The organism is Halovivax gelatinilyticus, assembly GCF_024300625.1.
Classification (GTDB): domain Archaea; phylum Halobacteriota; class Halobacteria; order Halobacteriales; family Natrialbaceae; genus Halovivax; species Halovivax gelatinilyticus.
Genome location: NZ_CP101322.1, coordinates 1,434,481 through 1,452,236 on the forward strand (window position 1 = coordinate 1,434,481; position 17,756 = coordinate 1,452,236).

The 17,756-nt window shown below is 61.4% G+C and carries 16 protein-coding genes; 4 read left to right on the forward strand and 12 right to left on the reverse strand.

The features are described 5' to 3' along the window. Positions 1 to 8: 8 nt before the first annotated feature. The 8 genes from hisA to NKH31_RS07065 form a co-directional block, all read right to left on the reverse strand. Positions 9 to 737 (reverse strand): 1-(5-phosphoribosyl)-5-[(5-phosphoribosylamino)methylideneamino]imidazole-4-carboxamide isomerase, encoded by a 729-nt coding sequence (gene hisA / locus NKH31_RS07030; protein ID WP_254864422.1) that lies wholly within the window; start codon positions 735 to 737, stop codon positions 9 to 11. Positions 738 to 847: 110 nt separating this feature from the next. Further along, the gene (locus tag NKH31_RS07035) at positions 848 to 2,281 is read right to left on the reverse strand and encodes a DUF6498-containing protein (protein WP_254864423.1); all 1,434 of its coding nucleotides are present in this window, start codon (positions 2,279 to 2,281) and stop codon (positions 848 to 850) included. 112 nt (positions 2,282 to 2,393) lie between these two features. Next, positions 2,394 to 3,287 (reverse strand): DUF7351 domain-containing protein, encoded by an 894-nt coding sequence (locus tag NKH31_RS07040; RefSeq protein WP_254864424.1) that lies wholly within the window; start codon positions 3,285 to 3,287, stop codon positions 2,394 to 2,396. Positions 3,288 to 3,297: 10 nt separating this feature from the next. After that, positions 3,298 to 4,704: an adenylosuccinate synthase gene (locus NKH31_RS07045; protein WP_254864425.1), complete on the reverse strand. Its 1,407-nt coding sequence runs from the start codon at positions 4,702 to 4,704 to the stop codon at positions 3,298 to 3,300. Between the two features lie 628 nt (positions 4,705 to 5,332). Beyond that, entirely contained in the window at positions 5,333 to 6,292 is a 960-nt protein-coding gene (locus NKH31_RS07050; RefSeq protein WP_254864426.1) for a hypothetical protein, read from the reverse strand. 236 nt (positions 6,293 to 6,528) lie between these two features. Beyond that, a complete protein-coding gene (locus NKH31_RS07055; RefSeq protein ID WP_254864427.1) occupies positions 6,529 to 6,801 on the reverse strand; it encodes a hypothetical protein in 273 nt (90 codons plus the stop codon). A 59-nt stretch (positions 6,802 to 6,860) separates the two neighbouring features. Next, positions 6,861 to 7,145 carry a helix-turn-helix domain-containing protein gene (locus NKH31_RS07060; RefSeq protein WP_254864428.1) on the reverse strand — a complete coding sequence of 95 codons (285 nt, stop codon included), beginning with the start codon at positions 7,143 to 7,145 and terminating at the stop codon, positions 6,861 to 6,863. Positions 7,146 to 8,331: 1,186 nt separating this feature from the next. Then, on the reverse strand, positions 8,332 to 8,490 hold the full coding sequence (locus NKH31_RS07065; RefSeq protein WP_254864429.1) for a hypothetical protein: 159 nt from the start codon (positions 8,488 to 8,490) through the stop codon (positions 8,332 to 8,334). Between the two features lie 279 nt (positions 8,491 to 8,769). Here NKH31_RS07065 and NKH31_RS07070 point away from each other — a divergent pair, with 279 nt between their 5' ends. Both NKH31_RS07070 and NKH31_RS07075 read left to right on the forward strand, forming a co-directional pair. Beyond that, positions 8,770 to 9,948 carry an inorganic phosphate transporter gene (locus NKH31_RS07070; RefSeq protein ID WP_254864430.1) on the forward strand — a complete coding sequence of 393 codons (1,179 nt, stop codon included), beginning with the start codon at positions 8,770 to 8,772 and terminating at the stop codon, positions 9,946 to 9,948. A gap of 37 nt (positions 9,949 to 9,985) precedes the next feature. Beyond that, positions 9,986 to 10,414, forward strand: coding sequence for a universal stress protein (locus NKH31_RS07075; protein WP_254864431.1), 429 nt, complete (start codon positions 9,986 to 9,988; stop codon positions 10,412 to 10,414). A 42-nt stretch (positions 10,415 to 10,456) separates the two neighbouring features. Here the strand turns inward: NKH31_RS07075 and NKH31_RS07080 are convergent, their stop codons facing one another. Beyond that, positions 10,457 to 11,185: a hypothetical protein gene (locus NKH31_RS07080; protein WP_254864432.1), complete on the reverse strand. Its 729-nt coding sequence runs from the start codon at positions 11,183 to 11,185 to the stop codon at positions 10,457 to 10,459. A gap of 182 nt (positions 11,186 to 11,367) precedes the next feature. Beyond that, entirely contained in the window at positions 11,368 to 12,591 is a 1,224-nt protein-coding gene (locus tag NKH31_RS07085) for an inorganic phosphate transporter (RefSeq protein WP_254864433.1), read from the reverse strand. A 141-nt stretch (positions 12,592 to 12,732) separates the two neighbouring features. Here NKH31_RS07085 and fer point away from each other — a divergent pair, with 141 nt between their 5' ends. Continuing rightward, on the forward strand, positions 12,733 to 13,122 hold the full coding sequence (fer, locus tag NKH31_RS07090; protein ID WP_254864434.1) for a ferredoxin Fer: 390 nt from the start codon (positions 12,733 to 12,735) through the stop codon (positions 13,120 to 13,122). Between the two features lie 325 nt (positions 13,123 to 13,447). After that, positions 13,448 to 15,088, forward strand: coding sequence for a globin-coupled sensor protein (locus NKH31_RS07095; RefSeq protein ID WP_254864435.1), 1,641 nt, complete (start codon positions 13,448 to 13,450; stop codon positions 15,086 to 15,088). Positions 15,089 to 15,131: 43 nt separating this feature from the next. Here NKH31_RS07095 and gap read toward each other — a convergent pair whose 3' ends face one another. Beyond that, positions 15,132 to 16,193, reverse strand: a complete 1,062-nt coding sequence (gap, locus tag NKH31_RS07100; protein ID WP_254864436.1) for a type I glyceraldehyde-3-phosphate dehydrogenase — start codon at positions 16,191 to 16,193, stop codon at positions 15,132 to 15,134. Positions 16,194 to 16,320: 127 nt separating this feature from the next. Beyond that, on the reverse strand, positions 16,321 to 17,703 hold the full coding sequence (locus tag NKH31_RS07105) for an ADP-dependent glucokinase/phosphofructokinase (protein ID WP_425492319.1): 1,383 nt from the start codon (positions 17,701 to 17,703) through the stop codon (positions 16,321 to 16,323). Positions 17,704 to 17,756 lie beyond the last annotated feature (53 nt).

The window sequence follows — 17,756 nt, forward strand, 5'->3', positions numbered from 1 at the left end:
GACCGTTTTCACTCCGCGACGTCCTGTGAATCCGCCAGCGAGAACCGCCCCTCGTAGAGCGCACTCCCCACGACGGTCGCCGCGGCGCCCGCCTCGTAGAGCGCGCGTACGTCTGCTAGGGTCGCCACGCCGCCGCTCGCGATCACCGGCAGCTCGGTCGCGTCGACGAGTTCGCGGACGGGATCGACGGCGACGCCGTCGAGTCGACCCTCTACGTCGACGTTCGTAAAGAGGACGGCGCCCGCACCCAGGTCGGCGTAGCGCTCGGCCGCCTCGGCCGGGGCCAGGCCGGTTCCTTGGGTCCAGCCCTCGACGACGACCTCGCCGCCCTTTGCGTCGAGGCTGACGACGACGGAACCGGGGTGGACCTCGCTTATTTCGGCGACGATTTCGGGCTCCTCGACGGCCGCAGTCCCGAGGATTACCCGGTCGACGCCGCGGTCGAGTAAGGAGATCGCCGCCTCGGCGGTTCGAATGCCACCGCCGAGCTGGACGGGAACGGAGACGGCGTCGACGATCGCTTCGATGGCCGCCGCGTTCTCGCGCTCGCCCTCGAACGCTCCGTCCAGATCGACGAGGTGGAGCGACCGCGCGCCCGCGTCGATCCAGCGCCGGGCTGCTTCGACCGGGTCGCCGTAGCGTTTCTCGGTGCCGCGTTCGCCCTGGACAAGTTGGACGACCTCACCGTCGGCGATGTCGACCGCCGGAATCACCTCGAAGGTCGAAAACGAATTCATACGAATTTCGAGGATGTCGAACCGAATAATGTCACTGATTACACTCGGTGGATCGTCGGATCGCGCGTCTGTTCCCGGTTACGACCGCTTACACGAGAGGTAGCCGTTACCTATCGGAGAGCCGCGCCCGGTCGTCCGTCGGTCTGTGGATCGGAGCCGGTGGAGCGCTCTCGATGTGCCCACCCGTACCGAAACGCCTCGAGAACTGTTTTGAGGGCCGCCAGTATCGGAACGAGAACCGCAGGCCCCTCGATTAGTACGAGAAACAGCGTGGTGAGAAAGATCGGCAAGAGACACCGGGTGCTCGTCGCCGACAACGCCGCTCCCACGGATTTTGGCGAGCGATCATCCGCACCCCCATCCGTCGAAGCGCGAACGAAGAATCCGACGTACGTTCCGACGACGACTACGAGACCGACGATCAGAGAGGGACGGATGACGTCCGGTGGATGAATCGGTGCGAGAGCGAGCGTAAGGAGTGTCCCGGCGAAAATGAATCCGGAGAAGACGAGGCTTATCGCTCCAAATAGGACGATTCCGACGGCTACCACGAACCACTCGGCGATCGGGTGCGCGTCAGCGCGGTCTTCGATCGGTATCGCGAGAAACCGAAGGACGATGGTGCCGAGCGCGAGTTCGACCGCGTACAGTACGGCGAGCGTCGCGAGCGACCAGCCGGCGACGAAAAAGCCGACGATGGGAACGAGATTCACGAGTCCGAACGCGACGAGCAATCGAGGGGAGAACGCCGGAGGGGCGACGCAGTCACTGTGGAGCAGATCGTCTTCGGACAGTTCGGTGGGGTCGTGGGCGATGTCGCCGTCACCATCGTAGGTCTCCAGCCACTGCAGTTCGCTCCGCTGGTGACGAATTTCGACGAGGATCTTCAGTACCAAAAATCCGACCAGCACACCAGTAGCCGTCAGCCGGACGGGAACGATCGCGATAGAGAAGATAACAATGAGCGCGAAGAACGTCACGTACAGGCCGAAAACGGTGGTGAACACCACTTTCGTACGGCGGACGATTCGATCTTTGACGAGTTCGTGGGACGCGTACGCGGGTGCGCCGCTCGATACGAACCGCCACCACTCCGACGCGTGGACGAGCAGTAGTCCACCCGCCGCGAGCCCCACCGTCACCGACGAGACCGTATCGAGCGGGCTCGTCTCCCCGACGGACGCGGCGATACCGAGTCCGAGCGCGAGCGGGATGCCGACGAACCCTGCGATAAACGAGAATTGGAGCGACCACGTGAAGAGGGCCTGGTCGACGTTCCAGTAGGTGATACGCACCGGCTGTGGCGTCCACGGGCGGCCGATTCGAATCAATGTGGGAGCGGTCCGACCGCTCGCCTGCGGGTCGATGACGAGGAGTTTCGCACACACCGCCGCACTGACGAATACTACCTCGAGGACGTAGACTAACACAACTTCGACGAGCGAGACGGTGCCGGCGACGAGACCGACGACCGGGATCAGGTTGGCGATCGCGATGCCGATCGCCTGTCGCTGACCCCGAACCGTGGCGGACGACAAATCCATGAACGGTTTCATCGGGAGGGTGACGGGAAACTGATAAAATTGTGTCGATGGCCGTCGATCGAATCGGCCGGCCCGGACCGATCACATCGAACCCGGCCCCAGAGAGCGGCCGTCAGGGACGAACCGTCGAGTCGACGACATCGAGCCGTTGGTCGAGTTCGACGACGAGTTCCTCCCCGTCGAGCGGGACGCACACCGAAAATCGCCACGGGTCTCGCTCGAGGACGTCCGTTGTCCGATCGGTCACCGCCCAGCCGAGTTCCCACGCCGGGATCGCCGTGAGGTCGTAGCCGCGGTCGTGGTAGAACGCGATCGCGACGGGTTCGAAGCACAGCACCTGCGAGACGGGCGCGTACTGAAAGCCGGTGCAGTCCGTGCAGTGATAGACGGCGTAGGCGTCGAGGTCGCGCGTGTCGTGGTGAGAGGGAAGCGGTCCGCCGTCATGTACGTCCGGTGAAACCGCCCGCGCACACCACGGACACTGCCCGGCGGTCATCGCGCCGAGGATGGTTCGACTCCGCCGGTGGACGGCCGGGACGAGGTCCTCGACGCCGCGGTCCGTGAGTCCGTGCGACGGCAGGTAGATGTCGGTGTAGGTCGCGTCGCAGGCCCGACAGCGGACGCGTACGAGCGTCTCGTACAGCGAGATCTCGATCGGTTCGCCACAGCGGTGACAGTCGGTTCCGACAGACGTGTCGTCGAGCGCCGAGGCCTCCTCGGTGAGCAGGCCGGCGACGAGCGTTCGATAGAGTACCATCCCCGGCCAGCGGAGCCGGTAACCGTCTGATTCCTTCGCGACGTAGTTGCCGAGCAGCTTCGTCAGGTGATAGTTGAATCGGCCGGAGTCACGAATATCGACGCGTGCTTGCAACTCGGCGTACGAGAGGTGCGGAATCCCCGTCTCCGGAGAGGCCGTCGCCGCGCCGAGTTCGCGCACGATCGCGACCCTGGTCTCGTCGGCGAGCAGCGAGAACGCAGTCTCGGCGTCGAGTTCGTCTTCCGTCATTCGGTCGGCCTCACGTTGGGCGCCCTTCGGTATCGATCTGTTGACCGGCGAGCGGGTTCCGGCGAACGATCGTTTCGTCGCGACCGGGGCCGACACCGATGGCGACGACGGGTACGTCGAGTTGATCCTCGAGGAACGCCACGAACGCGCGGGCGCCGTCCGGAAGCGCGTCGTAGCCCGACTCGGCGATCCGCCCCCAGTCGTCGGCCGACCACGTCTCGACTGACTCGTAGACCGGCTCACAGCGCTCCCAAGCTGGAATCGTCGACGGCACGTCGGCCACCCGCTCGCCGTCGAGTTCGTAGGCCGTACAGACGCGTATCTCGTCGAACGCGGCGAGCGTGTCGACGTGGGTGAGCGCGAGTCCGGTGAACCCGTTGACCCTGGCTGCGTGACGGACCATCGGCAGGTCGAGCCAGCCCATCCGTCGGGGACGGCCCGTCACGGTGCCGAAGCCGCCGACCAGTTCGCGGACGGTCGCCGCGCGCTCGTCGTCCATCTCCGTGGGCATCGGTCCGTTGCCGACCCGCGAGAGGTAGCCCTTGACGACGCCGACGACGTGCCCGTCGGCGACGGCGCGCGGCGAAACGCCCGTCCCGACGATCGCACCACCCGCCGTCGGATTCGACGAGGTGACGAACGGGTACGTGCCGAAATCGACGTCGATCTGCGTGCCCTGTGCGCCCTCGAACAGGATCGTCTCCCCGGCGCGGTGGCGCTCGGTCAGAAACGCCCCGGCGTCGACGATCATCCCCTCGGATTCGAGCCGGTCGCCGAACGTCAAGAGCGAGTCCGTGATCGGGTCCGGATCGAACGCATCGTCGGTATCGATGGCGGTCGCAGTGCCGCCGTCGTCGGTCGTCTCGGCCTCGCCACGGTTGACGGTCGTCTCGGCGTCGAAGTCCGCCTCTGCGACGCGACGGGTCCGAGAGACGGCGGCGTCGACCCGCGCCCGGAGGTGCTCCGGCTCGACGAGGTCGCCGACCCGAATCCCGTATCGGCCCGCCTTCGCCTCGTAGGCGGGCCCGATGCCGTTACCGGTCGTGCCGATCGCCTCTTCGTCGGCGGCGGCCGACTCGGCCGCGCGGTCTGCGAACCGGTGGAACGGAGCGACGACGTGTGCACAGGCGGCGACCCGAACGTCCGGATCGAGCCCGCGCTCGCGGAGTCGGTCGACTTCGTCGAACAGCGTGTCGAGGTCGACGACGCAGCCGTTTCCGAGGACGCCGACGGCTCCCTGGACCACCCCGCTCGGAATCAACCGGAGTTTGTAGGTATCCTCGCCGTGCGCGACCGTGTGGCCGGCGTTGGCGCCGCCCTGATACCGGACGACGACGTCCGCGTCCGCGGCGAGCACGTCGACGAGGCCGCCTTTGCCTTCGTCCCCAAACTGGGAACCGATGATGGTAGCGTTCACGAACGGATTCACGGGAGAACGCTCATTAACCGTTCTGTGAAGCGCGATTCACCCACAGGGTCAGATCAGACACATACGGTGCTCGCCGGACGCGATGTCGACGACGAACATGGTTGGTGTCAGAACTCACTAGGCTGTGAAGTTTTTACAAAGCGAAGGATTTACCTCAACGTCTACAGCTAGAATCACGTTAAACCAGTGATTACGATTACGTGACACCGCTTCGGTTGTCGGGTTCACTATCGTTTTATTCGTTCGCCTCCTTCGTGAAGCTCACCCAGTTTGACGATAGACTGTCGACGTCGCGACGGTTAGCGAACTCGAAGCGAACGTACACTTACGGGATTTCAGGCATGCCAGGTTGACGAACGAACGTACTACGCTGTTCGGTTTGCCGTCTCCAGACGTAACTCGCTTCGTCGACGGGTTCGTAATCGAACCGATCGTCAGACCGGGAAGAGGTACGATACCGTCTGAGAGTCAACCCGCCGCCGTTGTAATAGCCGTACATGAAATAGGAAAGATCAAACAAATGATACGGCGGTTGCCGAATTACTTGGGTGTCAAGACTACACTCTGTCGGAAAAGTTCTCGCGAACCTTAAGTCGGGAACGTGGGATTTACGGGATTAGGTGTGACCGTAGATTAGCGACGCTTTCCCATTGTGATCCAATCCACTGTTTCCAAAGTCAATAATGTCCTTCGTTGCATGCATATTCGATTCGTATTCATCATCGACGTTTTCGGCTATTCGATACTCTGACTCGAGATACGCAACCGCTTCGTGCGGGACCCAGTCATCTTCGTGAGCTGCCATTGCCATCACTACGTCATGGTGGGGAGTTTCCCAAATTCGAGCGTGAGTTCTGCCCGTGAAACCTGCAGGCCCTGAAGCGACTGAGGCATCGTGAGAACGATACTGGCCTGCATCTGGATCGTAAAGGTATCTTGTCGCATCTGCAACGCTTGTCGTCCAGTTGGTTCCCCACGGCCGGCGTTGGTTGTCGTGTTCACTCGCTGTGACGATATCATCCGCCATTGTATCGGGATCGCTCCATAGCTCACCAATAAGATTGATAGGCCCACTCTGTTCCCATATTCCATCGTTGAGGTTGTGATAGTAGTCGGGAACCTCGTCTGCGTAATGAGTGGGTGAAACGTCGTGACCAGCTGTAGATCCGTTCAACGTCTCCCCGTAATACCGTTCCCATTCCCCCTCAGTTCCAACGCGTGTGGTCCATGTGTCTCGTTTGACTACGACATCTCTCTTCGGTAGGTCGTCCTTGTTCGGATACGGTCGTTCGTACTCTATAGACTCAGTTAGTGCCGCTTTCCCATATCGCTCTACCAAATCTGGACTAGTTTTTCGAATATCGATCTGAATCTTCTCCGGTGCAATGCGTGTTTTAATGAGCATATTGCCCTCAATATGGAGGTCCTCATCACTCGGTGCTTTCTCGCTGAGATTTGCTTTACCATTGCCGATTACAGTCGTTCCAGTGATTAACCCACCGGCAGCGATCGAGTTGACGAAGGAACGACGTGTCACGCTCTTTCGTCCACCACAGCGATTGTTTCTGTCGGACATCAAGAGTCAAATTTGGATGTATCTATAATGTATTTATGTATCTGATTTATATGGTTGAGTGTCAAAATATTATCGCTGCAAAATGTACATGGTTTGGAATGTTATAACATTTGTCTGGTTAAATATGTAACTGATTTTGTTTAAAATCCCACATCCACCCCTGAAACGTTTGAGTTCGGGTTGTTGTTCTTTACTTGAACTACCGTTTCGTTCACTAACAGCGATAATGAGGAGTGTCAGTCGAGATTTTCTACTACCAGTTCGTAACAATTCGCAATGAGCACCGATAGCGCATAAACGTAAATAATGGCTACCTCTGTCGAGAACGACGATCGGTTTGCGTGCCCACCGAAGATCTCGTAGACGATTCCATCGAGATAACTTGCAGGCCTGAAAATTATCTCGAGAGGGGTGTTCAGAATTTCCCTAATGGTACCGAACTCCCCATCTGGGAATAACATCAGGAAGACGTAGTATTGGAGGATGAGGACACCAATAGTTCCCAGCACTATTAGGACGGATTTTCTCGGCCGAATAATCGACCAACTCTTCCGCAAATACGGGTATTTCATCGGTGTTTACTGTATACAAGGTGCAATTCTCCCTCGAACTTTTTATAAGTTGAATAACACATGCTACCGAGCTCGGTCAGGACATATCCGCCGCGTTCCTTTCTCATCAGTTTGTATCTGCTCAGTTTTCGATTCCGATTATAAATTGTGCTTTTTGAGACGTCGAGTTTCTCGGCTAGTTCTCTTTTGTACTGGACGCCATCATCATTTAAAATTGAAAGGATCTCTGCGTGGTTACAGACAATAACTGGGAGACTGGTTCCTGTTTTTTCGAACTCCATATCGGAAGTTGCAGCCCCCGATACTTATAATTAATTGTCCTTATTATTATTATTATTGATAGCAGTTAAAGAGGGCAAATTGAACGCGTTTTTGGTGTCGCTATTGCTAATGAGCCGTCAAGCCCTGATAAATCGGACATCTGGCTAATAACTAATGGGGTGGTCTTTAGGTTGAGCATTGAGTATAAGACTATACATTACTTTGCTAATGTCAAGATAGAATTTGATGTGGTATAAATCATTCCAATTGATAGATTTGCTCTTGGGATCAAACTATGGTTATGGTCGATTCATCGACTACTCGTGAATCTAGAAGTCAACACGTAAAGAGAAGGAAAATCCTTGGATCACTGGTCGCTACGGGTGCGATTGGCGGGGGAGGAATTGTCACTGGGAATGGTGACGGCGGATCCAGCAACGACACCATCGCGAAAAAAAGAAATCGATACAGTAATCCAGCTAATCTGAACCGAGTGATCGAGCGCCATCAGAGGTTTGTTGACTCAGTTTTCAACGAACTTAACGTCCCACTGCTGTGGAATGATATATTAGTTGACGACGTCTCACCACCACCGAAAGAAGGTATAGAGGGTGAGATAGTCCGTTCAATAAAGACCCCAGACAATGTGTCAATACGGATTAACATAATTCGACGGATAGATTGCTGCCCGCTAAATTTCGTCATTCATCCCGAATCTGCGGAGCAACCATATGCCGTTCTCACAAATACCGACGAGAATGTGATTACCACATATGGCTTCAACAAAGTCGATGGGGCGGATGCACCATTGCGTGTTTTCACAGATGAAATGGGTGACAATTCTTCGTCGACACAGTCAAATCACCCGCCATGGGCGTGTCAAAAATGTCCAACGGATGAAGAGTGCTGCGAGTGCGCTCGCGAGTGCGTGACCTGTTGTGGACAATCCTGTACCACGGTGTGGGACTACTACTGTGACTGCTGTAAATACACTAATCCAAGCTGTTGGGGTGACTGCTACTAACAGATTTTACGCCCTCAACGCCTTGCACAGTTGGAAAGTGATCCGCCGATAGAAGACTCTGGAAAACGTCCAAAAGAGTCGGCGGTGAAGTTTCGTCTAACGATCTGAAAAAGTAATCCTCGGCAGTATATCCAGCCCAATACACGCCGAGTACGAGTATCCCTTCATCGAGACATTCAAAGTTACTCGTCGATCTCTGCCCGGGGTGCATAGACGAGCGTGTCGCCATCTCTCAGTTTCGACTCGTCGCCGTCCAGGCCCTGGTAGTTCAGAGCGGTGGCGTTCCGAATCAGGTCAGCGACGCAGACACCGCTCCCTTCGAAGCTAACCCAAGCGCTCACCCGTGACGTAGGGAAGGTTTTAGGTCGTCACAAATGGCCATCAGTTCCTTGAGCCAGTCTTCTTCCCACCGCCCGATGGTCTCCCTGCCGCCGAACGTGATCCATTCGCCGTCACGATCTGGTGCGTGCAGGTGAACCGAGGGATAGTGGGTGATTTGGCGGTCGTACAGCGTGTGGTGCGTCTGCGGTGTAAACGCGAGTAACACCAGCTGACCTGCTGATCGCACGTACTGTCCGCTTCCAGTACGCTCTTTAGGAGATCCGTCCAATCGGGAGACGATGGGAGAGACGATTCTGGTCGTCGGTATCGTCGCGTCGATCTTCGTCGGGTTCAACATCGGCGGGTCGTCGACCGGCATCACGTGGGGGCCGGCGGTCGGGGCTGGAATCGTAAAGAAAACGACCGCGGCGGCGGTCATGACGGTGTTCGTCTTTCTCGGCGGCTGGACCGTCGGGCGGAACGTGATGGAGACGTTGAGCGAGGGTATCATCACGATCGACCTCACGCTCTCTGCCGGCGTCGCCATCCTCTTTTTCATCGGCCTCGGCATCCTCGTCGCCAACGTGTTCGGCGTCCCCGTGCCGACGTCGATGACGACAGTCGGGGCGATCGCCGGCCTCGGGCTGGCGACCGACACGCTCAACTACGAGACCATCGCCTGGATCCTTTCGTGGTGGATCGTCACGCCGATCATCGGCTTCTGGGTCGGCGCAACGATCGGACGGTACGTCTATCCGGAACTCAACCGCCGCGTCCGGATCAAAACGTCCGACGGGCCGCTACTTTCGTTCGATCGGACCGGTCCGATTCCAGTACCCGGACTCGGGCCGAACACGACTCGGAAGGAACTCGTGACGACCGCCGCCGTCATCGTCATCGGCTGTTACATGGCGTTCAGTGCGGGCGCGAGTAACGTCCCGAACGCGGCCGCACCGCTCGTCGGCGGCGAAAACGGCGATTTGTCCGCGGAGGTTGCGATCGTCGTCGCCACGTTGGCGATCAGCCTGGGTGGATTCACGATCGCCCGCCGAACCATGGAGTCGGTCGGCGGCGAGTTGAGCGACATTCCGCTGTTGGCGGCGCTCGTCGTCATGCTCACCGCCTCGACGATCACGACCGCGCTCAGCTGGATCGGCATTCCGATCAGCCTCGTGATGGGGTCGGTGATGACGATCGTCGGCCTCGGCTGGGGTCGCGCTACCCGGCCGATCACGGCGAGAGAGGCGATCGCCGGCGACACCGAAGAGGCGGAGATCGCCCTCGGCGCGATCACCGCCGAAGCGCCTGGCGAGGAACCGGTTCCGATCGGCGAGGACGAGACGGAAGAGGCGCTCGACGCGGGCGACCTCTTCAACCCGCGAGCCGTCGTCAAGTACCTCTCGATGTGGGTCATCGGCCCGTCGATGTCGACGCTGCTTGCCTACGGCTTCTTCCTCGCGCTTCCGGGCGTCGCCTGAAGGGACACTTACGTTCCCGAACCACGTACGTCGATCCATGCTCTCGCGGATCCTGGTTCCGATGGACGATTCCGAGCCCGCCGGTCGCGCACTGGAATACGCGCTCGAAAACCATCCCGACGCCGAGATCACCGTCCTCCACGTCGTCGGCGTCCCGTCGATGATGATGGGCGACGCGGTGAGTCTCGCGCTCGAAGACGACCTCGAAACGGCCGCCGACGAACGCGCCAGACCCGTCTTCGAGCGCGCCCGCGAGATCGCCGCCGAGCACGATCGCGACATCGAGACCGCCGTCGGAATCGGCCATCCCGCCCGAAACGTCGTCGAGCGAGCCGACGACTACGATACGGTTATCATAGGGAGTCACGGCAAACACACGGACGGGACGACGCGGCGTATCCTCGTCGGCAACGTCGCCGAAACCGTCGTTCGACGGGCGCCGGTGGCGGTGACCGTCGTTCGGTGACGGCGCCCGGCGTTCGATTCTCGTCGTGCGCTCGAGCGTCGGTCACTCCTCGGATTCGTCCGTCACCTCTCGCTCTTCGATCAGCTCTTCGACCTCGTCCTCGCGAGGCCGTCGGTCGACGCGCTCTTCGACGGACTCGACCTGTTTTTTCACCTCGTCGAGTTGCTCGCCAACGGTCTTCTCGATGGTCTCCGGGACGGTCTTTTCTACCGTTTCACCGACCGTCTCCTCGACGGTTTCGCCGACTGTTTTCTCAACGGTTTCGCCCACTTTCTTATCGACGGTTTCACCGACTGTCTTATCGACCGTCTCTTCGACGGTTTTCTCTACCGTTTCGCCCACCTTCTTATCGACTGTGTCCTCGACCGTCTGTTCGACCGTCTCTCCGACCGTCTGTTCGACCGTCTCTCCGACCGTCTGTTCGACCGTCTCTCCGACCGTCTGTTCGACCGTTTCACCAACCGTCTGTTCGACCGTCTCTCCGACCGTCTGTTCGACCGTTTCACCAACCGTCTGTTCGACCGTCTCTCCGACAGTCTGCTCGACCGTTTCGCCCACCTCCTCTTCGACCGATTCGCGTACCGCCCGGGTCATCCAGTCGGGATCGAATCGGGCCATCTTCCAGACGACGTGGACGACGTAGGCGGCAAAGACGCCGATCGCGAACGCGAATCCGATCGTGAAATCGAGCAGCGCGATGAGCGCGATCGCGATGACGATCAGGGCGCCGTAGGCCAGGTCGACGACCGCGTCGACGCGGACTGGGTTCATCGGTTTCCCCCTTCGCGGTGGCCGAACGCGGTGGCAGTCGAAGCGACGACGCCGCTAACGGTTCGTTGCAGTCGCAGACGGGAGACGTACCGTCGCGTATCGATCCGCGGTTCGCGGGTCCGGTGGGCCATATTGACGAAACGTACGGTGTGATCGGTTGATATCCTTTGGGACGGCCGGCGTCAGAATCCGAAGATCGGCACGAACCGGAACGTGAGAAACGCCCCGACCGTCGCCAGGAGGGGAACGAAGTTCTGAATGAGGATCACCCGCGCGGTCGTCGACGGGTCGAACAGGTCCGAGGCTTTGGGGATGTCGGCGGGTTCTTCTTCGCCGATCGGCGGCGCCGGCTCTCCTTCTTCCTCCGCGGTGAGCGCTCCCACCGAGACTCGCGTCTCCTTTCGACCGCGGACGACCTCCGAGACCGTCGTCGTGCGGGTCGCCCGGCCCCAGCCGAGGCCGATGATGCTCATCGTCGAGACGACGACCAGCTGGACGGGGATGCCGATCGCCGACAGCAGGGTGACGATCGTCGCGGAGACGGTCATGACGACGACCGCCGCCGTCAGCGGCAGGTTGGTGATGTCGTTACCCATCGTCGCGAGCGTCCGGCGAGCGATGGTGAACGCGCCGATGGTGACGGCGACGCCGGCGATGATCACGCCCCACTCCATGTTCCCGATGGTGGTCGACAGACCGGCGAGGCTCACCTCCGTCGGGTAGTCGAGCGCGCCGGCGCCCACCAGCGGCGCGACCGCGTTCGCGACGTTCGACGCCCCGGAGCTAAAGGCCATGTAACAACCGATGCCGACGACGATCAGCGAGCCGGTTATCTCGCGTCTGTCAGAGCCATCGGCCGCACGAATCCGCGGAATCGCACCAGTTCTATCGACCCGCCACAGCTGCGTCTCGCGCCGGGAGATCGCGACCCACGCGTTGAGTCGCGGGTAGAAGTACCGCCCGATGACGCCGCTGACCCAGAAGGCGACGATCGGCGCGACGATCCACCAGGAGACGATCTCTCCCATCGTCGCCCAGTCGAGCGAACCCGTCGCCATTCCCAGCCCGGCGATCGCGCCGACGGCCGTCATCGACGTCGAGGCGGGGACGCCGAAGAGGTTGCCAAGAAAGAGCGCCAATCCGATGAAAAAGAGAATGCCGATGCCGGCTTCCAGGGTGAGATACTCGCGTGGAACGAGGTCGTCACCGAGCGTCGAGACGACCTCGGGACCGATGATCCAGCCGCCGAGAAAGAAGAAAAACGACATCAAGATCGCGGCGCCGAGCATGGAGACCACGTTCGCCCCGACGGCCGGCCCGAAGGAGACGCCCGTCGTGGCGCCACCGATGTTGTAGCCGACGAACAGCGCGACGATGATTCCAATCGCGAGGAGCGTCTCTGTCACGGCTCTACCATCGAACGCCCACCGAATAAATGATGTTACTTCCATCGTCCCGCGATACTGCGGGTTCGATGCCGGTCGGCCGGACGAGCGGGCCGCGGCGAACAGCAAGCTATTACAGTCCGGGTGCCGAAATCTCGGGTGATGCCCACGGTAGAATACCTCAACTACGAAGTACTGGACGACCACGGCTGGGACATGGACGACGACGACCTCTTCGACAACGCCGCCGACGCCGGCCTCGGCGACGAGGACTACGGCACGCTCGAGGTCAACGAGGGCGAGTACATCCTCGAAGCCGCCGAGGCGCAGGGCTACGACTGGCCCTTCTCCTGTCGCGCCGGCGCGTGTGCGAACTGCGCGGCGATCGTCAAAGAAGGCGAAATCGAGATGGACATGCAGCAGATCCTCTCGGACGAAGAAGTCGACGAGAAGATGGTCCGACTGACCTGCATCGGACACGCGATCACCGACGAGGTAAAGATCGTCTACAACGCGAAGCACCTGGACTACCTCCAGAACCGCGTCATCTGAGCGCCCGATAAACCCACCGAGTCGAACGATAGGGTAGTTCGCCCCGTACATTCATTTCTCGGCTTCGAGGGATAGGACCGCTGCGTAGCCAGGTTCCCAATTTAGTATCAACTGCTGAGATGGCGGTCGAAGAGACGAGACGTTCGAACGCCGCGATCCGTACCGTCGCGAAGACTACGTCTCTCAGTAACCGAATTTGTATTTTGTGAGAGTGATACGACCGACCGGGAGCGGTCACGATCGCATCAGGTATACGGATCTGGTCGTTCCCGCCGCCCGAGAACCGGCGCGGATCCCTTAATTTGAGGGGCCAACTTGTTCACCGATGACGGACATTCCGACCTTTGGGCGCGGGGGCTTGAACTCCTTCGTCGACGTGGACGAACTGGTCGAACGCATCGATCTGACCGACGACGAGATCGCCTGGCGAAAGGAATTCGTGGGGTTCGACGAGGAAGACGAACAGCGACTTTCGAAGCTGAATCCCCTCTTGCGGGCCGAACAGGACGCCATCGCGGACGATTTCTACGAAAATCTGTTGCGATACGAGGGAACGCGCGAAATCTTCGAGCGGTCGCCGAAGGACGTCGAGGCGTTAAAACAAACGCAGCGCGCGTACCTGCACTCGCTTTCGACCGGCGAGTACGACCGGGCGTACTTCGAGAATCGAGCCAGAGTCGGTAAACTCCACGAATTGCTCGATATGCCGCTAAAGTACTACGTCGGGCAGTACGGCGTCTACTACGACTTGCTACTCGACCGATTGAACGACCGAGTCCAGGGTCGAGTCGTCGAGGAGATCGAGGAGTGGGCCGCCGAGCGAGAGGCTGAAGACGGCGGGCTCGGTCGGCTCGCTGGCGTGTTCGGCATCGGCGTCGACGACGGCGGCGACGACCTGGAGAGGTCGTTCGAGCGAACGGTGCGCTCGGCCATCGACGACGGTATGATGGACGTACTATCGCTGCTGCGGATCATCAACCTGGACCTGCAGGTCGCGACGGACACGTACGTCGACTCGTACGCGAGTCGACTGGAGGCGGCGATCGAGCGCCGAAACCGGCTGGCGGCGGCCGTCGAGGCCGACGTCCGGGCACCGATCGACGAGCTCCACGATGCGAGCGAGGTGGTCGCGGCGCGGGCGGAGGCGATCAGTTCCCACGCCGCCAACCAGGCGACGGCGATCGAGCAGAGCGCCTCGGAGATCGGCGCCGTGAGTGCGGCCATCGAGGAGGTGACGAGCGTGGCCGACGACGTCAGGACGGAGAGCGAGCGGGCCGAACGGCTCGCGGCCGACGGGGCGGACGCCGCCGACGACGCCCTCGACGAGCTGGATGGGATCGAGCGGGCCGCAGCCGACGTTCGAGCGGCCGTGGCGTCGCTCGAGGCACACGCCGACGAGATATCGAGCGTCGTAGCGCGCCTCGACGAGATCGCGACGCAAACCTCGATCCTCGCGAAAAACGCCGAGATCGAGGCCGCCCGGAGCGGGGCGGGATCTGAGACGAACCGGGCGCTCCGAGTGATCGCCGACGAGATCGATTCCTTCGCAACGCGCACCCGGGCCGACCTCGGAGCGATCGAGGAGACCGCGAAGGACGTCGGCGAAGAGCTGGAGGAGACGATCGAGACGGCCGAAGAGACGGTCGAACGAGTCGACGTCGGCTCGGCCAGGATCCGCGAGACGGTCGCCTCGATCGAGACCGTCCACGAGGCGGTGTGTGCGACGGCAGCGGGGATGGACGAGGTCGTCGCGGCAACCGATCAACAGGCCCGCAGCGTCCAGTCGATAGCCGACTCGCTCGACGAACTCGGTGACGCCGCCGACAACGTCGCCGGTGCGGCGGAGTCGGTCGCCGCGGCTAGCCAGGAGCAGACGGCGAGCCTCGGCGCGGTAAGCGGCGCCGTCGAGCGACTGACGATGGACGTCGAGGGAGACTCACAACCGGTGTACGAGCGCGTGAAGTGATTCGCAACGCCGCCGACCGCAACGAAGAGACGGGTCGCGACCGCTACCGACGGACGGTTCCCTCCAGATCGACGGTCCCTCGTTCGGCGGCCGCGTAGCGGGCGAGTTTGAGCAGCTGGACCGAGAAGCCGTACTCGTTGTCGTACCAGGCCAGCAGTTTGACCATGTCGTTGGCGACGACCATCGCCGATTCGAGGTCGACGAACGAGGCGAACGGCAGGCCGACGACGTCACGCGAGACGATCTCGTCGTCGGTGTAGCCCATGACGCCGGCGAGCCCGTCGTCGGCCGCGGTTCGGACGGCCGAGAGAACTTGCTCGCGCGTGACGTCGGCCTCGACGTTGACGGTGACGTCGGTGATCGAGCCGTTCGGAACCGGGACCCGCATCGCCATCCCGTCTAACTTCCCCTCGAGTTCGGGCAAGATCTTCGCGGCAGCGCCGGCGGCGCCGGTCGTCGTCGGGACGATGTTTTCGGCGGCCGCGCGACCCCGCCGGCGTTTGGCCATCGGGCCGTCGACCAGCCCCTGGCTGCCGGTGTAGGCGTGGACGGTCATGAGGGCGCCCGAGACGATGCCGAATTCGTCGTCGAGCACCTGCAAGACCGGCGCGACCGAGTTGGTCGTACAGGAGGCGTTCGAGAGGACGTCCTCGCCGTCGTACTCCTCGTGATTGACGCCGTAGACGAACATCGGAACCGGCTCGTCGCCCTTCGGCGGCGCCGAGATCAGGACCGTCTCGGCGCCGGCGGAGCGGTGCTGGGCGGCTTCCTCGCGCGTCCGAAAGAGACCGGTCGCCTCGATCGCGACGTCGACGTCGAGTTCGTCCCAGGGGAGGTCGGCCGGTTCCCGCTCGGAGTAGAGCTGGACCGGCCGGCCGTCGACGGAGAGCGTGTCGTCCGTCCGCGAGACGTTGTCGAAGCGGCCGTGGACGGAGTCGTACCGAAAGAGGTACTCCATGTCGTCGTCGTCCATCACGTCGTTGATCGCGACGACGGCGACGTCGTCGACGGTCAGCGACGCGCGCAGGAGACTTCGCCCGACGCGTCCGAATCCGTTCAGTCCGATTCGCACGGGCCTCGTTCCGGCGTGTTCATCTGCGCCCATACGTTCGAGGGCAACCGCTGCGGGTAAATTTGTTGGCCCCGGAAACGTAATAAAAGGAGACGGTAGCGATCGCCGGACCGTCCACAGCGGGTGACGATCCAGTGATCCGACCCGACCACGGCGTTCGTCAACGCGCGTCCGTTCTGTTGGCGACGGCGAGTTCGAGGACGAACGCGGACGACGAGACGATATCGCCGATGCCGACCGTTCCCGCGGGATCGGCCACGACGCGATTGGGACAGGCGACGACCGACGGCGTGCGAAGCGCGCCGCCTTCGGTCGGTGCGTCGACGTGGTCTGCCAGCCGCGAAATCGCCTCTCGCCCCCGCTCCGAGGGCTCGTAGTCGAGACCCGTTTCGAGGTCCTCGGGCGAAGAGATGTGGCCGCTGTCCGCCTTGGCCGCCGCGTTGATGGCCGAGAATTGTAATCCACGCTCGACCGCCTCTGGCGTGAGGTAGTCGTCCAGCACGGCCAGATGGTACTCCATGGCGTGAAGCTGGATGGATCCGACGCCGAGTTCGTCCCGGAGCGACGAGAGCATGCGGTAGTGAGCCAGGATCTCGTCCGGGTCGAACGGGGTGTCCTCGCGCGGCGGCTCGACGACCGCGTCGAGGGCGGCGTCCTCGTGGAGCATGGCGAGTTCGTGCGTGTCGGCGCCGATGACGGTCGCTTCGGGTAAGATCCACTCGTATATGGCTTCCCTGAGGTCGGCGTCGTGAGTGACGGCGTACTCGACGTGAACCGGCACGTCGCCGCCCGACCGTAGCCGTCTGATGACGTCGCGCGCGTGGCGCAACGTCCGTTCGTAGCTCTCCTCGACGTGGTCCGGCGTGAGGTTGTGATAACCGGCGAGAAGCGCCCCGTCGACGGTCGCGCCGACCTGGTCGATCGTCTCGTCTAAGTCGCCGGCCGAGAGGTCGAACTCCGGCGGCCGCGAGGCGGCGATGAACCGGGTATCTTCGATCGCGCGAACGTCGAACAGATCGTCGTCGACCCTGAACTCGAACACCCAGTTGATCTTCGTCCGATCCGTGTTGACGGCCTCGCGAAGCGGGACGTACCGCACCGCGTCGTCCTCGACGAGCGGGTACCGGATCGCGTCCGGGTGATCGAACATCGAGAGCTGCCGGTCCGAGAGGAGGTACGTGTACGTGATCGGCGAGGCGCCCAGCGACGAGACGAGATTGGTCATGATGCCCGTCTGGCCGCCCATCTGCTGGCCGTCCGGCTCGAGTTCGGCCTCGAGCGTCGCGGAGAAGGCATCGGTCATCGCCACTTCGTCGCCGCGTCCGGCGGCCATCGTGTGGGAAATCGCCGCCGCGAGCTCTCGTTTCGACTCGAGCGGGGTGTCGGGAAAGTCTTCGCCCGGGTTCGACGGCCGGTCGAGAAATCGCTCCAGACGTTCGCCGACCCGCACGATTGCGTCGACGTTGGCGTTGTAGGCGACGAACACCGGTAATCCGTCGAGCGCGCGGATGTCCTCTCGAAGTTGCGTGTCGTCCATCGGCATATCGGACCAACTCCCATTCCCAGCGGGATAACGCTGTGTGAGGCGAATCGTGG

Excerpts from the sequence above, each read along its gene's own strand:
- hisA (WP_254864422.1), bottom strand. The coding sequence starts at position 737 with ATGAATTCGTTTTCGACCTTCGAGGTGATTCCGGCGGTCGACATCGCC.
- NKH31_RS07035 (WP_254864423.1), bottom strand. The coding sequence starts at position 2,281 with ATGGATTTGTCGTCCGCCACGGTTCGGGGTCAGCGACAGGCGATCGGC.
- NKH31_RS07040 (WP_254864424.1), bottom strand. The coding sequence starts at position 3,287 with ATGACGGAAGACGAACTCGACGCCGAGACTGCGTTCTCGCTGCTCGCC.
- NKH31_RS07050 (WP_254864426.1), bottom strand. The coding sequence starts at position 6,292 with ATGTCCGACAGAAACAATCGCTGTGGTGGACGAAAGAGCGTGACACGT.
- NKH31_RS07060 (WP_254864428.1), bottom strand. The coding sequence starts at position 7,145 with ATGGAGTTCGAAAAAACAGGAACCAGTCTCCCAGTTATTGTCTGTAAC.
- NKH31_RS07070 (WP_254864430.1), top strand. The coding sequence starts at position 8,770 with ATGGGAGAGACGATTCTGGTCGTCGGTATCGTCGCGTCGATCTTCGTC.
- NKH31_RS07075 (WP_254864431.1), top strand. The coding sequence starts at position 9,986 with ATGCTCTCGCGGATCCTGGTTCCGATGGACGATTCCGAGCCCGCCGGT.
- NKH31_RS07080 (WP_254864432.1), bottom strand. The coding sequence starts at position 11,185 with ATGAACCCAGTCCGCGTCGACGCGGTCGTCGACCTGGCCTACGGCGCC.
- fer (WP_254864434.1), top strand. The coding sequence starts at position 12,733 with ATGCCCACGGTAGAATACCTCAACTACGAAGTACTGGACGACCACGGC.
- NKH31_RS07095 (WP_254864435.1), top strand. The coding sequence starts at position 13,448 with ATGACGGACATTCCGACCTTTGGGCGCGGGGGCTTGAACTCCTTCGTC.
- gap (WP_254864436.1), bottom strand. The coding sequence starts at position 16,193 with ATGGGCGCAGATGAACACGCCGGAACGAGGCCCGTGCGAATCGGACTG.
- NKH31_RS07105 (WP_425492319.1), bottom strand. The coding sequence starts at position 17,703 with ATGCCGATGGACGACACGCAACTTCGAGAGGACATCCGCGCGCTCGAC.